The sequence below is a fragment of the Streptococcus halitosis genome, from assembly GCF_027691175.1.
GTDB classification, from domain to species: domain Bacteria; phylum Bacillota; class Bacilli; order Lactobacillales; family Streptococcaceae; genus Streptococcus; species Streptococcus halitosis_A.
In genome coordinates, this window is sequence record NZ_JAQFBD010000003.1 from 44472 (window position 1) to 66885 (window position 22414).

The following is a 22414-nucleotide window of genomic DNA, read 5'->3' on the forward strand; positions in this document are numbered from 1 at the left end:
TTCGTTTTTTAATGTCTAAAATGTCGCACGCCAAGTTACAACTACTTTTATAATATAATCCACTAGTTGAATATCAAACAACATTTTCTTCTCAAATATTCATTCAATCCCTCAGGCGTATCTGCACAATTAGTAAACACTGTCATTATATTTTTATCATCAATCAAAAACTGATTTTTCAGAATACCGCCTTCTTTCCTCGTTACTGATAGCAAAAACTCTTTTAAAAACCACAACAACTGTTTACCTCTGGAATATTCATCTATGTGTCTTCGATATTCTTCTAATGGACTCTCAAAGGTGATTCGTATCTGTTCCTTTTTATTCATGTAATCAGATAGATCTAAATTATAATTTCTACTACTCAGTCCACTACTATTTTTAATTTTTTTCCTCAATCCCTTTTCGTACATGCTCTCAAAATAACTGAAACTTATATCTTCAACCAACAATTCTAGTTCACTATAATTAATTCTCAAAAATTTAGCTGCTGTGCTTTTTAAGCCCAATAAATCAAAGTCTATTTGGACATCGTTCAAGTTACAACAAATTGCCCAAAGGTTCATCTCTGTTAGATAGTCAATAAATTCTCTATATCTTGCATTAAAACATCCCAATACTCTACCGAACTCCGGGTCATCATCATTTATTCCAAAATGTACTTTCAATATTCTTTTGATTGCTTCAGAACTCACATAAAAGTTCTCGACTGCATATTTTGGAGTCATATATATATCAGAATTAACTTGGTGATGTCCATAGTCTTTATCTATAAAAAATAATTTATTTTTTAATTTATAACCCTCCTCATGAGTAAATTTATTAACTAATTCCAATACCTTACTCTTGCCGCCAACTTCATACGTGTTAAAATTTTCAGCAAACTGTTGTATTCGACAATCATAATATTGCCTATCTTTTCCTTCATAAAACACAAAATATCTATTTGGATTATTTTTTACATCTCTCGTATACTTTTCCCATACAACTGAAGGTTCTTTTAAACTTTCTTGATGATTTTTTATTGTTACTGATTTCAAATCATTCTCCCCTTATTTAAAAAGGTGCTCCATCATCGCCTTCATTTTGATGAATTTGTTGAGAGTATTCAATATACTTATCAATTTCCTCTGCATAATCTAGCATGTTACTATAAATAAATGGAGAGTGTGTTACTGCGACTAGAAATGCACACTTTTGGGCTTGAGAAATATCATAGATAAACTCTTCTTGCCAAGGTACTGATAAAGATATTTCTGGCTCATCAAATAGAATTATAAGCTCCTTTTCATCCTCTAAGAAAATTTTGGAAAAAGTTGAAATTAATTGTTTCTCTCCGGACGAAAGATTTCTTAACTTAATAAAACTTTCAGTACTTTCTCCTTTGTTATTGGTTCTTTTTATTCCCAACTCTAATAACTGTGGATTGTAGAAATATTTTTTCCCAAAGAAATATTTATTCACTCTCTCAGTAAATTCATTAATTCTTCTGTCAATATTTTCTAAAGCTTTATAATTATCAATAATACTCGTGACTAAATAATTTAGATATACATCACTATGCAATTCTCCGTTTTTAATTCTATCTAAAATATTAGATTTAGTTTCATCAGTGATTTTTTCTCCTAATCTAGAAAGTGCTATTTCAACTTTATGTGAATCAAAATCCTTACTAGGTATATCTTTTCCTTTATTATCATTAGCAAATAGTTCTAACAATCTACTAATCATGACATCGTAGCTTTTATAGGTTTCCTTGCTAATTTTGTTTAATAAACTATCTATTTTTTCTTCAACATCTTCCATACCAAAATGAATCAATTCTCCACTAGATTTATTATCGAACGGTTTTATTCCTGGTTCTGTTCTAGGAACGATATTGAATTCTTGTAAATCCTCCTCAATCCTTCTATAAGTTGGAAAGTATAATACTTTATACCTATTCTTTAATTCTTCTATCTCAAGTATTAACTTCATATATCCAGAAGGAAAGAGTCTGCTCAAAACTTCAGGCATCATTGCTTCAATCAATTGTAATGGATAGTTTTGTAGTAAACGATGTCTATTATATATTGTTGGTACTTCATCAAACTTAAAATTTTCAGATTCATATAGTCCTAATAAATCTGACTCTAAATTCTTATCCTGTTTAATTTTGTGTACTAAATTAAGTACCTCGTTTCTAATATTTCGTGTCAAGCCATTTGTATTCTGAATATTTATCTGGATAATATCTTTTTTAGTAATTTTTAGCTGATCTTTACCTTCAAATTTAATCTCGATGCTATCAAAATCAAATTGTATTAATTTTTTATAATTTAAATCAAGTAGATAGTAAAACATCGCAATAATCGTCGTTTTACCACTACCATTTTCTCCAATATAAATAGTCTTATCATTCTTAAAATCCAACTCGACATCATAATAATTATAAAGATTATTAATTTTAAATTTCTCAATTAAAGGCATACAACTACTCCTTAACAGTTTTATTTATTACAATTATACCAGAAAGCAAGCCTTAAGGCTTGCTTTCTACAAATATTATTATAATTAATTTTGATGATTTCACTTTGTCTTGAAACTGTTGAAATTTTAATGTCTAAAATGTCTCACGCCTGTGAAAATCATGGTCAAGCCATATTTGTCCGCTGCTTCAATAGATTCTTGGTCACGGACTGAACCACCCGGCTGGATGATGGCCTTAATACCTGCTTTAGCGATTTCTTCCACGTTATCCGCAAATGGGAAGAAGGCATCCGAAGCAAGCACAGCACCATCAAGGCGGTCTTTAGCTTGGTCAATAGCGATACGGACTGAAGCCACACGGTTGGTTTGACCTGGGCCAACGCCAAGTGTCATGTGGTCATTCGTCACGATGATCCCGTTTGATTTGACGTACTTGATAGCCTTCCAAGCGAACTCAAGAGCAGTCGCTTCTGTCTCGGTTGGCTGGCGCTTGGTCACCACTTGCCAGTCAGCTGGGCTTTCCTTGACCACGTCTTGATTTTGAACAAGGAGACCACCAACCACACCTGTGTATTCTGCCTCCACTTCACTAGCCTCTTGAGCGTCAAATGGCAAGGCAAGAATACGCAAGTTTTTCTTTTTGTTGGTCAAAATGGCTAGCGCTTCATCCGTATAGCTCGGTGCGATGATGATCTCGAGGAAAACGCCGTGCATCTTCTCAGCTGTCGCAGCATCCACCTCACGGTTTAGGACGACAATTCCACCAAAGATAGACACTGGGTCAGATTCATAAGCATAATCCCAAGCAGTTTCGATGTCATCAGCTTGACCAATTCCACATGGGTTCATGTGTTTGAGAGCCACAACGGTTGGACGATCTTTGAAATCACGGATAATACGGATGGCCGCATCCGCGTCACGAATGTTATTGAAGGACAATTCCTTACCGTTGAGCTGTTTCGCTGATGCAATCGAATAGTCAGTCGGCAAAGCTTTTTGGTAGAAGTCAGCGTCCTGCTGAGGATTTTCCCCATAGCGCATGGCTTGTTTGAGGTCATAGGTCAAAGTGAGCTTTTCTGGTTTTGCTTCACCCACTTGAGCTGTGAAATATTCTGCAATCAAGGCATCATAAGCCGCTGTGTGACGGAATACTTTCGCTGCCAACCGTTGGCGAGTTTCATAACTTGTTTCGCCGTTTGCTGCCAATTCGTCAAGAACAACAGCATAATCAGCAGGGTCTACCACAACTGTTACGCTAGCGTGGTTCTTCGCTGCAGAACGAAGCATGGATGGCCCACCGATATCGATGTTTTCAACTGCGTCAGCGTAGGTCACATCTGGTTTGAGAATCGTTTCCTTGAAAGGATAGAGGTTGACCACTACAAGGTCAATGAGCTCGATCTGATTGTCCTTAGCCGCTTGAAGGTGGCTATCCAAGTCACGACGAGCAAGGAGACCACCGTGGATATTTGGATGAAGAGTCTTGACGCGACCGTCCATCATTTCTGGGAAGCCAGTCACATCGTCGATCGCAATGGTCTCCACCCCAGCATTATCAAGGGCAACCTTTGTCCCACCTGTTGAGATGATATCCCAACCAAGTTTTTTGAGTTCTTGGGCAAATTCAACAATGCCCGCTTTGTCTGAGACGCTGATTAAGGCGCGTTTAGTCATGTTATTTCCTTTCATTTACTTATCCAACAATTCTCTAATAACTTCTGGATATAACTTGTACTCTGCCTCATGAATACGAGCTTCAAAGCTTTCGATGGTATCATCAGCTAGACGTGGAACACGGACTTGTTTGATGACCTTGCCTGTGTCCACACCTGAGTCCACCCAGTGAATGGTGACGCCACTCTCAGCAACACCAGCATTCCAAGCGTCCTCAATACCATGAGCGCCTGGAAATTCTGGTAGGTAGGCTGGATGAATGTTAATGATCCGACCCTCGTAAGCAGCGAGCAAAGTTGGCCCAACGATTTTCATATAGCCTGCGAGACAAACCAAGTCAATCTGGTGTTCTTCCAAGAGCTCGACAAGAGCTGCTTCGTAGTCCGCCTTGTTCTCAAACTCCTTGAGTTCAAAAGCATAGGACAGGACGCCGAGCTTTTCTGCCCGCTCCAGCACATAGGCGTTACGATGGTCTGAAAAGACAAACTCCACCGGAAACTCTTCGGCAATCACCTGAAAATTTGAGCCGTTACCAGAGGCAAAAACCGCTATTTTTTTCATTTGATGATGACACTTTCGTTTTCTTTCTTGACGATGCGACCAATTTCATAGACTGGTTCATCCAGCAATTCCTTGACACGACCTACATTTTCAGGGCTAACTGCCAGCATGAGTCCCACACCCATATTGAAGATTTCAAACATTTCTTCATGCTTGATTTCACCGTATTTTTCAAGAGCTTTGAAAATAGGAAGGACTGGAACCTTTTCTTCTTCAATTTCCGCAGCCAAGTCAGCCGCAAACATACGAGGAACATTCTCGATAAAGCCGCCACCTGTGATGTGGGCAATTCCATTGACCAACTCTTCCTTGATGAGTGGCAAGACAGCCTTGACATAGATACGAGTCGGCTTAAGAAGGACTTCCTTAAGTTTCTTTCCTTCCAATTCTGGCAAGACTTCCTCACCTGTGTAGTCGGTAAAAACACGACGCACGAGTGAGTAACCATTTGAGTGAATACCACTCGAAGCAAGCCCGAGAAGAACATCACCTTCAGCTACTTTTGAGCCGTCAATGATTTGAGATTTTTCAGCCACGCCGACCGCAAAACCAGCCAGATCGTAGTCATCTGCGCCATACATACCAGGCATTTCAGCCGTTTCTCCACCGATGAGAGCAGCACCTGCCTGCACACAACCTTCTGCCACACCAGCAACGACTTGTTCTAGTTTAGCTGGTTCATTCTTGCCAGTCGCGACGTAGTCAAGGAAGTAAAGAGGCTCCGCACCTGCAGCGATGATGTCATTAACACACATAGCCACACAGTCCTGACCGATAGTATCGTGCTTGTCGTACTTGATAGCCAACATGAGCTTGGTCCCGACTCCATCAGTCCCTGAAATCAAGACGGGCTCTTTAACACCTGTTTTTGAAAGGTCAAACATGCCACCGAAACCACCAAGAGCTCCCATGACACCCGCACGCTCCGTGCGAGCCACATGCTTTTTGATCCGCTCAACAACTTCATAACCCGCTTCAACATCCACACCCGACTGGGCATACGCATTTTTATTTGTCATTTGTTTATTCCTTTTCTTTTATGGAGAATCTTCAGTCGGCTACTTGTAAAAACTGGTCTTTTCTTCCAAACTTCTACGATAGTCTTCTTCGTAGTCGTAGAGAGGTGTTGGATAATCGCCGTCAAAGTAAGCGACACAGAGACCACCATTCGGCGCATCTGTTTCAATACCAATCGAATCAATCAAGCCATCAATCGAAAGATAGGTCAGGCTATCCGCACCAATGATTTGGCGAGTTTCTTCGACCGTATGATTGGCCGCAATCAGCTCCTGACGCGTCTGGATATCAATCCCGTAAAAACATGGATAAGCTAGCGCAGGACTTCCAATAGCAACGTGAACCTCGGACGCACCTGCTTCTTTCAAAAGCTGAACGATACGGCGGGAGGTTGTCCCGCGGACAATGGAATCATCCACCATAACCACACGTTTTCCTTTGACAACACCTGAAACAGCAGACAGTTTCATCCGCACCCCTTGCTCCCGCAATTCTTGAGTCGGTTGAATAAAGGTACGTTGCGTGTATTGATTCTTGATAAGACCCATTTCATTTGGCAGACCAGATTCTTCTGCAAATCCCATAGCTGCGCTGAGTGAGGAATTTGGCACACCGACCACAATATCCGCTTCGTGCTTGAACTCACGCGCCAATTGAGCCCCCATACGTTTGCGAGCTGTATGGACGTTGACACCATGGATATTAGAGTCAGGACGGGCAAAGTAGATATACTCCATAGAGCAAATCGCCAACTGGGTATCATTCGTATAACTATCGTACTGAATCCCATTGTCATCCACGATTACAATCTCTCCTGGTTTTACATCGCGAATCCACTCGGCACCAATGACTTCAAAAGCACAAGTTTCAGAGGAAACAACAACTGCTCCATTGGCCATTTTCCCGATAGAAAGCGGACGGAAGCCATTAGGGTCAAGGGCCGCAACCAACTTGTCCTCAAATAGCAGGATATAAGCAAAGCCACCTTTGACGAGACTAAGTGCTTCCTTGATTTTACCCATCAAGTTCGGATTGTGACTCCGACGAATGAGGTGAGCCAAGATTTCCGAGTCCGAAGTTGAACTGAAAATAGCGCCACTTTGTTCCAATTCTTTCTTGAGCGATTCGGCATTGGTCAGATTTCCATTGTGAGCAAGTCCAAACTGCATATCATGAAAGCGAAAAAGGAAGGGCTGGATATTATCTACAGAAGCTTCGCCAGCCGTCGCATAACGAACATGCCCAATCGCGCTCGTACCAGTCAATTTATCCAAATTAGCTGGATTTTTGAAGACTTCTGATAAAAGCCCCATATCACGATGGCGCTTCAATTGCCCCTGATCATTGGAGAGGATTCCTGCCCCCTCCTGACCACGGTGCTGAAGACTGTGGAGACCAAAATAGGTCAATTTTGCAGCATCTGGATGTCCCCAGATACCGAAAACACCACATTCTTCATTAAGAGATTTTACTTCGTATGTCATTTTTTATACCTAATTTTTATTTGTGTAGCACCATGAGCTAAATCTACATGACTTTTACATTACGGATACTATCTATTAGAAAATATGTAAGTCTTATTTTCCAGTAAAGTATTTAACAGCCGACGCAAACAGGTGCTGGTCTTTATTTCCTGGGATGTTTTGGAAAAGACCGTCTTCATAACGTTCTGAGTGGCCCATCTTACCGATAATTTGGCCGTTCTTGCTAGTAATTCCTTCGATGGCGTTTACAGAACCATTCGGATTGTACTTAGAATCCATACTTGGTTTGCCGTCAAAGTCAACGTATTGGCTGAAAATTTGGCCATTGTCGCGGAGCTCCGCAAATTCCTCGACCGTCACAACAAACTTCCCTTCACCGTGCGATACTGGGATGGCATGGATATCGCCCACTTGCACTCCAGCCAACCATGGCGAATTGGTATTGGCAATCCGAGTTTCCACCATCTTGGCCACGTGCTGGTTGGCATCATTGTAGAAGAGAGTTGGACTAGTACTGTTAGCATCCTCAAAGTTTCCGTATGGAAGAAGACCTGATTTGACAAGAGCTTGGAATCCGTTACAGATACCGATAATCAAGCCACCACGAGCGATAAAGCTATCAATCGCAGCACGCACTTTTTCATTAAGAAGGATATTGACAATAAATTTAGCTGATCCATCCGGCTCATCCGCAGCTGAGAATCCACCTGCAAAGAAGAGAATGTTTGCCTTGCCGATATTGTCAACCATGGTTTCAACTGACTTGACAATAGCTTCTTCATTCAAGGTCACAAATGGCACCAAGTTAACCTCTGCACCTTCTTTTTCAAATGCTTTAGCTGAGTCATATTCTGAGTTGGTTCCTGGGAAGACTGGGATGTAAACCACAGGTTTTTCAATAATTTCCTTGGCTTTGATGACTGCGTCAGAAGCGACAGCTGGCACTTCAGCCAATTCTTTGGCTTGTGCAAATTCAGTAGGGTAAACTTCTTCTAGTTTTCCTTGGAAGACACTGTCAAGTTTCTGTCCATCTAACTTCACACCGTTGACAACGAGTGTAAAGTCTGCGCTTGTTTGACCAATCTTCTCTATTCCAGCAATTTCTTCAGGAGATGTGAAGACAAATCCACCCAATTGAGCTGTCAAAGAACTTTCAAGTTCAGGCAAGGTTACCTCTGCACCAATATGGTTTCCAAAGGTAGCAAGTGCCAAGCTTTCAAGGACACCTCCGTATTTAACAGCTGATGCAGATGTTACTTTGTGTCCAGCTTGGATGGCTTCAAATTGAGCAAAATTAGACTTGATAAGAGCAAAGTCAATTTCTTGTGCTAGAGCTTGACCTGGGATGTAGTAGATATTTTCACCAGCAGTCTTGAACTCAGGAGAGAGCACCTTACGGCTATCTGCCGTCGTCACCCCAAAGGCAACCAAGGTTGGTGGTACCGTCAATTCTTCAAAAGTACCAGACATAGAGTCCTTACCACCGATAGATGGCAAGCCAAGTTGGATTTGTGCTTCGATAGAGCCTAGAAGAGCTGCTACTGGCTGACCGAAACGCTCTGCTTGCTTGTCCATCCGCTCGAAGTACTCTTGGTAAGAGAAACGAGCCTTAGACCAGTTGGCACCAGCAGCCACCAAACGAGCTGTCGCTTCGATAACCGCATAAGCAGCGCCATGGTATGGAGACCATTCTGCCACATATGGATTGAATCCTTGGGCCATGACAGACGTAGTATGAGTCACACCGTGCTGAACTGGCAATTTCTGCACAGATGCCTCAGTTGGTGTGAGTTGGTAGCGACCACCAAGTGGGTGATTGACCGTTGAACGACCGACCGAGCAGTCAAAGATGGTTTGCAATCCTTTTTGACTCGCATGGTTGAGGTCAGACAGAACCGCAAGGGTATCTGCTTCAAGTGTGTCAGCAGATGTTTGACGTTCTTCTGGAAGCTTGACATCCTTGTCTACCACCTTGGCATCAACGACTACGCGCACACCATTGGTATCAAGGAAACGACGTTCCAAGTCAACAATCGTTTCACCATTCCAGTGCATGACAAGATTTGGTTTTTTAGTCACTGTTGCCACCACAACAGCATCAATATTTTCTTTATTACATTCCGCAACGAAGGCATCTACGTCTTCAGGACGCACCACAACTGCCATCCGTTCTTGAGATTCAGAGATAGCAATTTCTGTACCGTTCAATCCTTGGTATTTTAGAGGAACCTTGTTGAGGTCGATTTCAAGACCGTCTGCCAATTCACCGATAGCTACACAGACCCCACCTGCTCCAAAGTCATTGGACTTCTTGATGAGACGAGTGACATCTCCATTACGGAAAAGACGTTGAATCTTGCGTTCTTCGATGGCATTTCCCTTTTGAACCTCAGCACCAGCAGTCTCTACAGACTCAACTGTTTGAACCTTAGAAGATCCCGTTGCACCACCGACACCATCACGTCCAGTCTTACCACCGAGCAAGATAATCACATCGCCGGCTTCCGGTTTTTCGCGGACTACATTTTCCTTAGGAGCAGCACCAACAACGGCACCTAGCTCCATGCGTTTTGCTACAAAGCCTGGGTGGAAGTACTCACGAACGTAAGTCGTCGCCAGACCAATTTGGTTACCATACGAAGAATAACCATGAGCCGCTGTCTTCGAAATGACCTGTTGTGGCAATTTCCCAGCACGCGTTTCTGAAATCGGAGCTGTAATATCACCAGCGCCTGAGATACGCATAGCTTGGTAAACGTAGGAACGCCCTGACAACGGGTCACGAATGGCTCCACCGATACAAGTAGCCGCCCCACCAAATGGTTCAATTTCCGTTGGGTGGTTGTGAGTTTCATTCTTGAACATGAGGAGCCATGGTTCCTTGATACCATCAACGTCCACTTCGATTTCAACCGAGCATGCATTGATTTCGTCAGACACTTCCATATCGTCCAAACGACCATTAGCACGCTCATAACGACCGAAAATAGTCGCCATATCCATCAAGGTTTGTGGCTTTTCAGACCGACCTAGTTCCTCACGCATGGCAATATATTTGTCATAAGTCGCTTGCAATTGCTTTTGGAATTTAGAAGCTGAGAAATCAATCTGTTTCAACTCGGTCTCAAAAGTCGTGTGACGGCAGTGGTCAGACCAATAAGTGTCCAAAACCTTGAGCTCTGTCTCAGTTGGCACGCGCCCGATTGATTTAAAATAGTCTTGGATAAAGAGCAAATCGTCCACTTCCATGGCCATCCCTTGCTCTGCCTTGTAGCGGGCAAAGTCTTCTGCCGTATAGCTTTCAAAGAAAGTCAATTTTGGAATGGTCTTGTCTGACTCTGAAAATTCCTGCTTGGCAATTCCTGTTGTGATGTCCTTGAAACGAGAATCCACTGGGTTGAGCAGGTAGTTCTTGACCGCTTCCAACTCAGTCGCATCAATATCTTTATTAACCAAGTAAAGTTGGGCTGTATTGACTGTCACATCACTCGAACTTCCCAGCAAAAGCAAGGCTTCCTGTGAGGAAGCTGCACGCTGGTCAAACTGTCCTGGCAGACTTTCAATGGCAAAGAAAGCATAGTTGGCAAGATCCGCCTGCACGGCCGCTTCGTCCAAGATACGGTCTGTTACCTGCTCAGAGAAGATGTGTTTTTTCGCAGGTGCAAACAAGTCCTCTACCAAATCAAAGACATCATAAACTTGCACAATGCGAATACTTTTCAAGCTTGAAAGTCCCAAGTTGTGCTGGAGCTCCCTTACCAAACTCTCTGACTTGACCTGAAAATCAGCCTTTTTCTCAACAAAAATACGTTTATCCATCAATTCTTATTCCTTTATTTCAGCTCTTGCAATGTTCCCAACGACCTTGAGAGTCTTGCAAACAGATTATTTCAAACCCTGCAACTTTTCCCAGACAATCTCGTAAACATCCGTCAATTCACCCAAGCCACGACGGAAAACATCCTTGTCCATGTGGTTGCCATCTGCATCCCACAAACGGCAGTTATCGGGTGAAAACTCGTCTGCCAAGATAATCTCACCATCCTTGTCAAAACCGAACTCTAGCTTAAAGTCAATCAATTTAAGGCCGATCTCAGTAAACCAAGCCTTCAAGAGCTCATTGATACGACGGGTTTCTTCCTTCAAGTAAGCAATCTGCTGGTCATCCGCAATTTTAAGGAATTTCACATGCTCGTCATTGATAAAGGGATCATCCAAATCATCATTTTTATAGTAAAATTCGACAATTGGAGTCTCAAATGCGATACCCTCTTCTACGCCAAAACGTTTTGAAAAGGAACCAGCCGTGTAGTTGCGGAGCACAACTTCCAAAGGAATAATCTCCACCTTTTTATTGAGTTGTTCCGTGTCCGAAATTTTCTCCACAAAGTGAGTCGCCACACCATTCGCATTTAATTTCTCAAAAATAAAAGATGAAATCTGATTATTTAACACTCCCTTGCCCGCAATCTGCTCCTTCTTGACACCGTTGAAGGCAGTCGCCTGGTCCTTGTAAGTTGAAATAATAAGATTTTCATCCTCAGTTGTATAGATATTCTTGGCTTTTCCCGAATAGATTAGTTGTTTTGACATTTTAAAGTTCGCCTTTCGTTTTACTTGAGCACATTCTACCACAAAAGTATGAAAAATTCAATATTTTTACGAATAAATAACGTTTTCCTATTTTAAGCATAAAGAAAAACTGCAAGATAAGCTTCTCTTACAGTTTTAAAATCATTTATCCTCTGAAAAACACGAATATTACCCTCTATTTAAAAATTGCTCCCAAAAATAACGGAGATAGCTTTTCTTTCCTGTAATCATCTGCAGGCGGCCTTCTAAACCATAGCGAAGTGTTGTAGCCTGCTCTGAAGTTAAATTAGTCTCCGCCTCGATTTTAAAGAAATTTCCTTGTTCAGTCTTTGTAGCTGTCGCATCAATACTTGTAATCCTGGAATCCAGGAAAATTTGATTCTTGGCATCATTAGTCGTTGTATAACGGACAGAGTCCCCAATCTTGACTCTAGCAACATCTTTTGAACTGAGATAGGCTGTGAGTTTGGTTTTCCCTTCTTTTTCCAAGGATGGGTAGAGTTGGGCTAGCAGGGTTCCTTCTGCGACCATCGTAGATTCACTAGTCTCAGGATTGAGGTGAAGCACCCCATCCTCACTTGCTGTAATTTTCCCCTTGTCCAGCAGACCTCCTTGGACTTTCTTACCCGACTCTGCTTCTAAAATTTTCTGATACAAAAGGGTTAATTCCTGGCCGACTTTGACTAGGTGCTGAGACTTGAGGGATTCCAGTTGACTATCCAGTCCCGTTGCATGAGCCTGTTGAGCTCCTGAACCCGCATACTGTACACGATACGTAGCTAGACTGGACTCTAGCTGGGCAATTTGAGCATCCACTTGCGCAATAACTTGCGATTTAGCTTGCGGATCTTCTTCACCTTGATTTTTATAGGTCTGATAAAAAGAGTAGGCTAGATTCTGACTATCCAATTGATCTCCTTTTTCAATCGCTGACTTAGCCGTTTTGTAGGCTCGGATTTTAGCTTCTGTTTGACTGATGAGGTTCCCGATTTCATCTTGGGTTTGACTAGCTGCTGCATTCTGGGACGCGATGGTCTCATTTTGCTGAGAAACATTGCTCCTGATACCATTCGCTTGGCTGAGATAATCTCGAAACATCTCCTGGTAACCAAACTTATCCGCCTCTGGAAATTGATCACTCCCCTCTTTCAAACTAGATTGCAAATATCCCAACTGCTTTTTTTGATCCTTTAGCATCTCCAATTGACTGGCGTATGCTTCAACCTGGACTGCCTCTGCCCCTTGCTGGTACTGAACGAGTAGGTCCCCTTGCTTGACTAGTTTGTTTTCTTCCAGATAATTGGCCACAATGCGTTGATTGCTGGTCGACTGGATGTTGGCAATGATTCGACTAGGTTCGACAGTGGCTCTGGTAGACAAACTCATCTCCTTCTCTGCAAAAACTGCAAATCCCAGTAAAAACACGAACAGAAGTGACATAGGTAAAATCACCCGACTGGAAAAATTATGATAACGACGATTATAAAACTCCGCACTTTCTAAAAATTCTGGTTTCATCTTCTCCTCTTTCTAGCTATTCACCAAATGGGCGTAAAAGCCATCCTGTGCAAGCAAGTCTGCATGGGTACCCTCTTCGACAATCCTGCCCTGATTCAGAACAACAACCTTTTCTGTCCGCTCAGCGATGGTCAAGCGGTGGGCGATGAAAATCAAGGTCTTGTCTAAAGCCATGAGATTATCCACGATTCGCTTCTCTGTCAAAATATCCAAACTGCTGGTCGCCTCGTCCAAGATCAAGACAGGCGCATCTGTCAAGAGAGCACGCGCCAGAGCGATTCGTTGCCGTTGCCCACCAGAAATTCCAGCCCCATCCGAAGTCAATTCTGTCTGGTAATTCAGGGGCATGCGCTCAATATCCTCCCGAATCTCTGCCAATTCAACTGCCCGTAAGATATCTTCCTGAGTCGTCCCCTCCTTTGCTCCAAGGAGAAGATTCTCCAAAATCGTTCCGTTAAAGACATAGGGTTGTTGAGGCAAATAGTTGATGTACTGGCGCAAGGATTTTTTATCAATCTGATTGAGATTGACACCACCCAGACTAATCTCTCCCTGACTTGGATCGTAGAAATTAACGATCATCTTGGCCAAGGTCGTCTTACCCGAACCTGAAATCCCCACAAAAGCCACCTTAGAACCTTTGGGAATGGTCAAATTGATATCCGACAAGACATCACGCCCATAGCCATACTTGTAGTGAACCTGCTTAAAGGTCATCTCTCCCTTCATCATGCTCAAATCTTCTACCGTTTTCTTCTCCTCAAATTCCGAAGCTACTAGATAAACCTCATTTAGACGGTTATTGGCAACCTGCGCTGTCTGAAGTTTGGTTTGTAGGTTGATGATATTTTCCAAAGGATTGGTAAAGTAAACGAGCAGGGTGTTATAAGTGATCAGCTGGCCTAAACTCATTTTCCCATCCATGACAAGAATAGCTCCCAGCCAGAGAACGGCAACATTGAGCAGGAGCTGGGCAACTTTTTTCAGTGCCTTTTGCTGGCTTTCTGCCCGACTATAGGTAAAAGATTTTTTCAGATAAGCCACAAATTCCTTATCAATCTTTTGATAGCGCGAACTCTCACTGGTCAAAGATTTAATGGTCTCAATGCCGTTGATGTCCTCGATGATAGAAGAAGACAGAACCGCATTGGCTTCCATAGTGTCCCGATTCATCTTTTCAAAAGGCTTCATAAAGGCAAAGATAATCGCTGTATAAATGGGAAGTGCAAGCAGACTAATGAAAAAGAGCGTTATATTTTGTGAAAACAAGACCAGCGAGATAATCAAAATCGTCGACACATCTAGGAAAATCGACAGAATGGTCGATGCCAGCGCATCGATGATACTATTGGCATCTGTAAAACGAGACACGATTTCTCCTGTCCTGCGTGTCGCGAAAAAGGACATCGGCAGGTGAAAAACATGCTTGATGTAGGACAAAATCACGTCAATCGACAAGCGTTGCCCAAGGATTAGTAGAAGATATTCCTGGGCATAAGACAAAATCTGCTGGAGGATATAGACGATGACCAGCCCAATAGAGATAATACCCAGTGTCGAGCGCATTTGGTCTGGCACGTAACTATCAATGATGGACTGCAGATAATAAGAACCTACAATGTTAATCAGTGTTACCAAGAGTGTCGCTAGGACGATATTGGTAATTAAGCCATGCTGTTTGAGTAAAATAGGCAAGAAGGATAGGAGCCCCTGTTTTTTCTCCTTATGGGGTTTATAGTCTGGAGATGGCGCCATAAAAATACTGACTCCTGTCCACTCTTGCGCAAAACGCTCACGGGAAATCTTGGTCAGCTTGACACCAGGATCCGGATCAGCGATATGAATGTGCTTTTTATCCTGACCTGTCACCACATAGTAGTGGAGTAACTTCCCTTCCTTGAGCACATGGGCCACAAAAGGAAAGGTCAAATCTGGCAGATCAAAGAGCGTCATATCCGCCTTGATAGCCCGCGTCTCAAACCCAATCTCCTCTGCCACCTTTACAAGTCCCAAAGCCGTCGTCCCATCCATAGTCGTCTTGGCCAACTCTCGTAGATGAGCCAAGGAGTAATAACTACCGTAGCAACCAAAGACCATAGCCAAGGAAGCCACGCCACAATCCATCTGATCCACCTGTGGACGATAGTGCCTTTTCCTAAATTTCATATCCTTCTCCTTTTTCTAACAATCTCTTTAAAAATTTGTAAGATTATTTTAACCAAATAAGGATAAAAACAGGAGAATATTCCCAAATAAACCATTTTCGCGCCTAAAACGCACTTTAAAAAGCATAAACTATCATTTAAATGTAAAAAGCAGAACAAAAGTTCTGCCTGTTTAAAGTAACCGTTAAAAAATGTATGCCTAGAAATAAACTATTCTGAAATGATATTGCTATAAAGTAAGATAAATGTCATCAAGAATGATGAAATCTTAGGCATGTCAAAATATTCAAACTACGTAGGTAGATTTATTTTGTTTATATTAGCCACAATTCTAATCATTAGATAAGCTATAGAGCTAAACAATACAATAAACTCTGGTTAAGCTTTTTGTAGTAATTGAACGACTTTCATCTCAAACTCCAATCTGATGTTCCATCAATTCCCAATCTTACTATCTGTTGTTTTATACTTGTATCCTCCATAAAACAAACTAAGCAGAATCGGATAGGTCTCTGGATAAAACAAGATGGAAAAACTCCGCCATTTACATGCACAAAATCCTTTCCATTCAGATTCATCATTTATAGTTTTGATTATTTTTCTTCAAATCCTTACAAAAAATACCAAAATAGCCTGCAACAATCAAACCTATTAAACTCCATTGCCAATCAAAAGATACTAGCGAACCCGTACGAATTAGATGAAGCGTAAGATTAAGACCTATTCCTAACAAAGGAAGTATAGTGGCTAGCTTAGGTAACAATGTATTGAGATTTAGGTTACGATTCATAGTTAATTTCCTTCTATATTTAGATTAACGTCTACTTCCTAGATAACGCCCATACATATAAGCAGCTACTCCTAATACACCCCAAGCTATTGCTGTGGAAGTAGTTACAATGAAGCCTCCTTCAGTAAGAGCCAAATCTTCTTCTGTCATGATATCAAATTTTTTATCCATTTCTTTCATTTTTCTCTCTCCTTTTTAAATAATACTGGCTAATCCAATAGCTACTCCAACCAAAATCCCTACTATTCCTAAATTAGTTCTTATTTCATTGATAATAACTAAAAGATGACTATTCAATAGCAGTTGCCATACACTAAAAATAGTTCTCTTTAAACCTTGTCTTTAGCTAAATCCAAGTAACTCATCATCAAAATAAGGATCGGAACAACTAATTCTGTTTGGAAATATTTTTCAACATTAAAGGTGATTACATTTAAATCTCCCAATATGCAAAGCACTCCAAAAATAATTAGAACTGCTCCCATTACATTTTTTAGATTTTTCATACAAGTCTACTTTTATCCAAATTTACGTTTTAAATCTTGACCAATTAATCGACCACCAAGGAAAATTGCTACTCCTCCAGCAATCATGGCTATAGTAATTAAGCCACCTTCTGTATTCATCAATTCTTCTTCTGTCAATTCTGTCCATTTATTTAAATTCATTTTTTCTCTCCTTATTATTACATAAAATAGCCCCAAGCAATACCACCAATTAGTAAGACACCTCCTACAACTACAGCGGTAACCGACCCCCCATTCACATCCGTCAACTCTTCTTCTGTAAGAGCTACAAAGTTCTGTTCCATTTTGTCAAAGTTTGTCATCTTTTTTCTCCTTTATTTTTATTTTTTTAGTTTACGATTTCTAGGCTTTAAACCATTTTAAAAACCAGATTGGAAAAATAACTGAAATCATTTTTTCTCTCCTTTCTTTTCTTCTCACTTATCTATTCGAGAAGTAATTTAAAATGAACAGGTAAATTTCATTTATTTTAAATACCATTTGATCAACCATGGCAATAAGATTGGTAAATACATCGCGTAATCTCCTTCCCTTTTTCCTTACCTATCCATTCGCAAAACAATTCAAAAATAAGCAACTTATTCATTTTTATTTTAAAAACCACTTAATAAACCACGGATAAAAACCGGTCACATACATAAACGTTCCTCCTTTTTCTTTCTCATCTCTTTATTCGCAATTTCTACTAAAAGTTTCTCTTTTTTCCGCAAATAAAAAAACAACATGACTTGCATGTTGCTTTTGGCTATTTTTTATCTTTAATAATTGCTACTACATCCGCTACACTTTGAAGTTGATCGATTTCCTCATCAGTGATTTCGATACCAAATTCATCTTCTAGTGTCAAGACAAACTCCATCAAATCCACTGAGTCCGCATCTAGATCGTCTTTCAAACTTAAGGCCTCTGTTACGGCAAAGTCTTCTCCCTGTCGCTCTTGGATAATGGTTACAATACGGTCAAAAATTTCTTTTTCTGTCATCTTTTTTATTCTCCTGAAAATTCACGCGCAGTCTGGGCGACTACGTCTGTTTCTAGCATGGTACGAATCTGGCGAATCGTACTATACACAGCCTTGGCATCACTTGAGCCATGAGTCTTGACAACCGGTGCCTTAACACCAAACAAGACCGCTCCACCAACATCTGAATAGTTGAGTTGCTTTTTCAAACCTTTAAGGCTATCCTTGAGAAGAAGAGCACCTAGTTTCGCTCGAAGACCACCACCTGTGATAGCTGTCTTAAGCAAGCCCATGATACCCATGGCTGTCCCTTCAATAGATTTGAGCACAGCGTTTCCCGTGAAACCATCTGCCACAACAACATCCGCAACGCCATTCATCAAATCACGCGCTTCCACGTTTCCGACAAAATTCAAGCTTTCATCAGCTGCTAGCAAGGCGTAGGTTTCCTTACGAAGGGGATCACCCTTGCTACTCTCTGTTCCATTATTGAGCAAACCAACACGTGGTCTCGAAATCCCACGAACATTTTTCGCATAAAAGGAACCCAAAACAGCGTATTGGTGCAGATGATGGGCTGTATTTTCCGCATTGGCTCCAAGGTCTAGCATGTCAAAGCCTTTGCCATCAATGGTCGGTAAGGTCGACATGAGTCCAGGACGGTCGATATTCTTGATACGACCTACAATGAAGAATCCTGCAGCCAACAAGGCACCTGTATTCCCAGCTGAGAGGACAGCGTCTGCTTCACCCTCTTTGACAGCCTTGGCTGCCAATACCATACTGGCATTTTTCTTCTTACGAATAGCTTTTGTAGGCTCATCATCAAAATCAATCTTCTCATCCGTATGGATAATGCTGACACGTTCTGTCGCTGTTAGATATTGCTTGATTTTACTTTCGTCTCCATAGAGTTGAACCTCAATATCTGAAAAGTCAGTCAGGGCTTGATTGACACCCTCAACGATAGCTTGAGGTGCATAATCGCCCCCCATAGCATCTACTGCGATTTTTTTCATTTGTCTTCCTCTTTTAGTAATTGTCCCCAGTCTGCTAGGGAATCAATAAATTTCTTTGATTTTAGGTGAATCCCCACGTATTCTTCGTAGAGCTGATCCATAAATTGGCGTAGCTCTTGCTTGATTTCAGGCTTGAGCGAAATGGTCTCCAAGGTCTCAAAATCAATGGCTTGAAATTGATTGAGTAGATAAGGGATATTGGGATTGAGATGGCAACGTCTCTCATCTTCATGATAATGCTCTGGGCAGAGGCAGGCTCCATATTTGAAAGAAAAGTCAAAAGCCTGACCAACCCGATGGCAAAAAACACACTCATTAAAATTGAGACTAATTCCAAATCGAGTCAAGATTTGAATTTCAAAAACATTGGTCAAAACCTGATAATCCAAACCCTCTTCCATCAACTCCAAAGTCTTTTGCAAAAAAGTAAACAAGGGAGCATCCTGCTGGTTATCCTGCAAACTAGCATCTGCAAGAGTAGCAACATAGGTCGCATAAGCCATGACAAAGAGATCACTATTAATCTTAGGAAAGGTCATCACCTCATGGTAGTCCTCGATATAGCTGAGCCCATCATCATTGATTCGTAAGAGAAATCGCGCCAACACCAAGGGCTGAATAACCGGAGCTAGTTTGGACTGACCAGCGTGTTTGACGAAAAACATGCGCTTGCCAGCCTGCTCGGTAAAAATCTTGACTAACTTGTCATCCTCACGAAAATTACGATTGTAGAGCACCAAGCCTTGACTCGTGATAGACTGAATCATGCTTCTCTCATGTACTCCTCAAGTCGTTTCATGGCTTCTTTGATAGTCTCCATGCTAGCTGCATAAGATAGGCGAACATAGCCTTCTCCGTAGCGTCCAAAGGCGGCACCAGGGATAAAGGCAACAGCCTTCTTCTGAGCAAAATCCTTCAGAAAAGCAAAGGAATCTTGATTGTAGCCAGCAGGAATCTTAGCAAAGATATAGAAGGCACCGTCTGGTTTAATAATCTCAAAACCAAGAGCAGTCATTTTCTCGATAATATAATCACGACGCTGGATGTACTCCTTCTTCATAGGCTCCGCGTCGTTTTTACCCGCCGTCAAAGCCTCCACCGCAGCATGTTGAGCCATAGTGTTTGCGGCAGTTACCAAGTACTGGTGACTCTTGATTAACTGAGCTGTAAAGGCCACAGGAGCAAAGATAAAGCCTAAACGCCAACCTGTCATAGCATGAGACTTAGATAAACCATTGATAATAATAGCCTGATCTCTCAGCATAGTTCCCAAAGATACATGGGCTTCGCCTGTATAGGTTAATTCTGAGTAAACCTCATCACAGACAACAAAAATCTCATACTTGCGTAAAACGTCTGCCAAGGCTTCCAACTGCTCCCGACTATAGGTAATTCCTGTCGGATTGGCTGGATAGTTGAGAATGACCGCCTTGAGCTTGTCGCCTTGCTCCAAAATAGCCTTTTCCAACATCTCAGGAGTCAAGACAAAACCATTTTCAGTCGTATCAATCTCGACAACCTCTGCCCCAACTAGATTGACAATCGGCTCATAACCTGGATAGGCAGGAGCTGGCAAGAGCACCTTATCTCCCTCTTCCAAAATAGCTGTCAAAGTAGCCGATAAAGCCTCTGTCGCCCCAATTGTAACCAAGATCTCATTTTCAGGATTATAATCTAGCTGGTATTTTTCTTTTACAAAATCACTGGCTGCCTGACGTAATGTTAACAGACCACTCATCCCTGTATAGTAGGATTGGTTCTGGTCGATGGCCCGCTTAGCCGCTTCCTTAACATGATCTGGCGTTGTAAAATCAGGTTCCCCCAAGGTCAAACGCAGGACCCCAGGAATCTCCGAAATAGCCTGGTCAAACTGACGAATCAACGAAACTTGAATCTTATCTAATTGTTTATTAAAGCGCTTAGTTAAGTCCATAGATACCTCCTACTCTCAAAACGTATCTCTATTATACTACAAAAGCCCCCCGACCGCAAAAATACATTATATAATATCTTTCCACTTTCTATTTTACTTTTCCTGTTTACAGGTCTATAATGGTAACAGATTATGATTGGAGGTTTTTATGTCATTTCTATCAAAAAATGGAGCAGGCATCTTGGCCTGCCTTCTCATTTCTATCATTTCTTGGTTTCTAGGAGGACTTTTCCCCGTCGTGGGTGCACCCGTTTTTGCAATCTTTATAGGAATGCTCCTACACCCCTGGCTCTCCCCCTACAAACAACTAGATGCCGGTTTGACCTTTAGTTCCAAAAAATTACTCCAGTATGCTGTTATCTTACTTGGTTTTGGTCTCAATATCTCGCAAGTCTTTGCAGTCGGACAAACTTCACTCCCTGTCATCCTATCAACGATTTCAATTTCCTTGATTGTCGCCTACCTCTTCCAGCGTTTCTTTGCACTAGACACAAAACTGGCTACCTTGATTGGAGTGGGTTCTTCTATCTGTGGTGGTTCTGCCATTGCTGCGACAGCGCCCGTTATCCATGCCAAGGAAAAAGAAGTTGCCCAAGCCATTTCCGTTATCTTTTTCTTCAATATCTTGGCTGCGCTCATCTTTCCAACTCTAGGAACCTGGCTTCACCTATCTAATGACGGCTTTGCTCTCTTTGCAGGAACTGCGGTCAATGATACTTCTTCTGTAACGGCAACAGCTAGTGCTTGGGACAGTCTTTACCAGACCAATACCCTCGAATCGGCAACCATTGTTAAACTCACGCGCACCTTAGCGATCATTCCCATCACTCTCTTCCTCTCCTACTGGCAAAGTCGCCAACAAGAAAATAAACAAGGCGTACAACTGAAAAAAGTTTTCCCACTTTTTATCCTTTACTTCATCCTAGCCTCTCTCTTAACGACTCTTCTCACCTCTCTCGGTGTGTCTAGTAGCTTCTTTACCCCTCTCAAACAACTCTCTAAATTCTTTATCATCATGGCCATGAGTGCTATCGGTCTCAAAACCAATCTGATTGCCATGGTTAGATCCAGTGGCAAATCTATTGTCCTCGGAGCTCTTTGCTGGATTGCTATCATCCTCACCAGTCTTGGCATGCAAGCATTGATTGGTACTTTATAATACAAAAAGGTAGCCCATGGCTACCTTTTTATTTCTCAAGAATTAAGCGAGTATGTTCTCTCTTGATACAGCGATTCATCACGATGTCATCGCATCCTCCAGCACGCAAGATTTCTTCCGCTTCTAGATTTTCAAGTCCTAATTGCGCCCAAAAAATCTTGGCATCAGCCTTGAGAAAATCACGCGCCACATCTGGTAAAAACTCGCTACGTCGGTATACATTGACAATGTCCACAGGAAAAGGAATCTCAGCTAGACTCGCATAAGCCTTTTCTCCCAAGATTTCCCCACCTGCAGCCTTGGGATTAACTGGAATGATTTTATAGCCCCGAGCTTGCATTTCCTTGGTTACTCGATTACTAGTTGTTTCCTCACGGTCAGACAAACCCACTACCGCTAACGTTTTACTGGTCGCCAGATACTGACGGATTACACCATCACTTGGATTGATAAATTCTTGACTCATAGAGATCCTCCTTTTTTCTCAGTATAGCATATTTTGAAAAGGCTTGCAGATTTTGACTATAAAAATCTCCTAGCAAGA

At 41.8% G+C, this 22414-nt stretch carries 21 protein-coding genes; 1 reads left to right on the plus strand and 20 read right to left on the minus strand.

From position 1 onward, the window contains the following. Positions 1-62 precede the first annotated feature (62 nt). The 19 genes from PG086_RS07905 to PG086_RS07995 all read right to left on the minus strand — a co-directional run bounded on the left by PG086_RS07905 (position 63) and on the right by PG086_RS07995 (position 20711). Positions 63-1040 carry a DUF4435 domain-containing protein gene (locus tag PG086_RS07905; protein ID WP_270748507.1) on the minus strand — a complete coding sequence of 326 codons (978 nt, stop codon included), beginning with the start codon at positions 1038-1040 and terminating at the stop codon, positions 63-65. A 16-nt stretch (positions 1041-1056) separates the two neighbouring features. Next, entirely contained in the window at positions 1057-2469 is a 1413-nt protein-coding gene (locus PG086_RS07910; protein ID WP_270748509.1) for an AAA family ATPase, read from the minus strand. Between the two features lie 126 nt (positions 2470-2595). After that, positions 2596-4143, minus strand: coding sequence for a bifunctional phosphoribosylaminoimidazolecarboxamide formyltransferase/IMP cyclohydrolase (gene purH, locus PG086_RS07915; protein WP_270748510.1), 1548 nt, complete (start codon positions 4141-4143; stop codon positions 2596-2598). Positions 4144-4158: 15 nt separating this feature from the next. Next, the gene (purN, locus tag PG086_RS07920) at positions 4159-4704 is read right to left on the minus strand and encodes a phosphoribosylglycinamide formyltransferase (protein WP_270748512.1); all 546 of its coding nucleotides are present in this window, start codon (positions 4702-4704) and stop codon (positions 4159-4161) included. Next, on the minus strand, positions 4701-5723 hold the full coding sequence (gene purM, locus PG086_RS07925; RefSeq protein WP_270748513.1) for a phosphoribosylformylglycinamidine cyclo-ligase: 1023 nt from the start codon (positions 5721-5723) through the stop codon (positions 4701-4703). Before purM ends, purN begins: the two co-directional genes overlap by 4 nt. A 39-nt stretch (positions 5724-5762) precedes the next feature. Beyond that, complete coding sequence (purF, locus tag PG086_RS07930) at positions 5763-7205, minus strand: amidophosphoribosyltransferase (protein WP_270748515.1); 1443 nt, start codon at positions 7203-7205, stop codon at positions 5763-5765. A 93-nt stretch (positions 7206-7298) separates the two neighbouring features. Continuing rightward, positions 7299-11024 carry a phosphoribosylformylglycinamidine synthase gene (locus PG086_RS07935; protein ID WP_270748516.1) on the minus strand — a complete coding sequence of 1242 codons (3726 nt, stop codon included), beginning with the start codon at positions 11022-11024 and terminating at the stop codon, positions 7299-7301. Positions 11025-11090: 66 nt separating this feature from the next. Then, entirely contained in the window at positions 11091-11798 is a 708-nt protein-coding gene (gene purC, locus PG086_RS07940; protein ID WP_270748518.1) for a phosphoribosylaminoimidazolesuccinocarboxamide synthase, read from the minus strand. Between the two features lie 168 nt (positions 11799-11966). Further along, entirely contained in the window at positions 11967-13316 is a 1350-nt protein-coding gene (gene comB / locus PG086_RS07945; protein ID WP_270748520.1) for a competence pheromone export protein ComB, read from the minus strand. A gap of 12 nt (positions 13317-13328) precedes the next feature. Continuing rightward, a complete protein-coding gene (gene comA / locus PG086_RS07950; protein ID WP_270748521.1) occupies positions 13329-15482 on the minus strand; it encodes a peptide cleavage/export ABC transporter ComA in 2154 nt (717 codons plus the stop codon). 576 nt (positions 15483-16058) lie between these two features. Beyond that, entirely contained in the window at positions 16059-16271 is a 213-nt protein-coding gene (locus PG086_RS07955; protein ID WP_061428564.1) for a hypothetical protein, read from the minus strand. Between the two features lie 24 nt (positions 16272-16295). Further along, a complete protein-coding gene (locus tag PG086_RS07960) occupies positions 16296-16451 on the minus strand; it encodes a hypothetical protein (RefSeq protein ID WP_000661692.1) in 156 nt (51 codons plus the stop codon). A 149-nt stretch (positions 16452-16600) separates the two neighbouring features. Beyond that, complete coding sequence (locus PG086_RS07965; RefSeq protein WP_000793177.1) at positions 16601-16777, minus strand: hypothetical protein; 177 nt, start codon at positions 16775-16777, stop codon at positions 16601-16603. Between the two features lie 12 nt (positions 16778-16789). Then, the gene (locus PG086_RS07970; protein ID WP_001052546.1) at positions 16790-16939 is read right to left on the minus strand and encodes a class IIb bacteriocin, lactobin A/cerein 7B family; all 150 of its coding nucleotides are present in this window, start codon (positions 16937-16939) and stop codon (positions 16790-16792) included. Between the two features lie 17 nt (positions 16940-16956). Further along, entirely contained in the window at positions 16957-17100 is a 144-nt protein-coding gene (locus tag PG086_RS07975; RefSeq protein WP_270748524.1) for a class IIb bacteriocin, lactobin A/cerein 7B family, read from the minus strand. A 443-nt stretch (positions 17101-17543) separates the two neighbouring features. Then, positions 17544-17780, minus strand: a complete 237-nt coding sequence (locus PG086_RS07980; RefSeq protein WP_000136435.1) for an acyl carrier protein — start codon at positions 17778-17780, stop codon at positions 17544-17546. A gap of 5 nt (positions 17781-17785) precedes the next feature. Beyond that, positions 17786-18778, minus strand: coding sequence for a phosphate acyltransferase PlsX (plsX, locus tag PG086_RS07985; RefSeq protein WP_270748525.1), 993 nt, complete (start codon positions 18776-18778; stop codon positions 17786-17788). Then, on the minus strand, positions 18775-19545 hold the full coding sequence (gene recO, locus PG086_RS07990; RefSeq protein ID WP_270748526.1) for a DNA repair protein RecO: 771 nt from the start codon (positions 19543-19545) through the stop codon (positions 18775-18777). The genes plsX and recO overlap by 4 nt, the downstream gene beginning before the upstream one ends. After that, a complete protein-coding gene (locus PG086_RS07995) occupies positions 19542-20711 on the minus strand; it encodes a pyridoxal phosphate-dependent aminotransferase (protein ID WP_045616604.1) in 1170 nt (389 codons plus the stop codon). The genes recO and PG086_RS07995 overlap by 4 nt, the downstream gene beginning before the upstream one ends. A 148-nt stretch (positions 20712-20859) precedes the next feature. On the opposite strand from PG086_RS07995, the gene PG086_RS08000 reads away from it, so the two are divergent. Continuing rightward, positions 20860-21870, plus strand: coding sequence for a YeiH family protein (locus PG086_RS08000; protein ID WP_033605809.1), 1011 nt, complete (start codon positions 20860-20862; stop codon positions 21868-21870). Positions 21871-21898: 28 nt separating this feature from the next. On the opposite strand, the gene PG086_RS08005 is transcribed toward PG086_RS08000, so the two are convergent. Further along, positions 21899-22336 carry a CoA-binding protein gene (locus PG086_RS08005; protein ID WP_000076476.1) on the minus strand — a complete coding sequence of 146 codons (438 nt, stop codon included), beginning with the start codon at positions 22334-22336 and terminating at the stop codon, positions 21899-21901. Positions 22337-22414 lie beyond the last annotated feature (78 nt).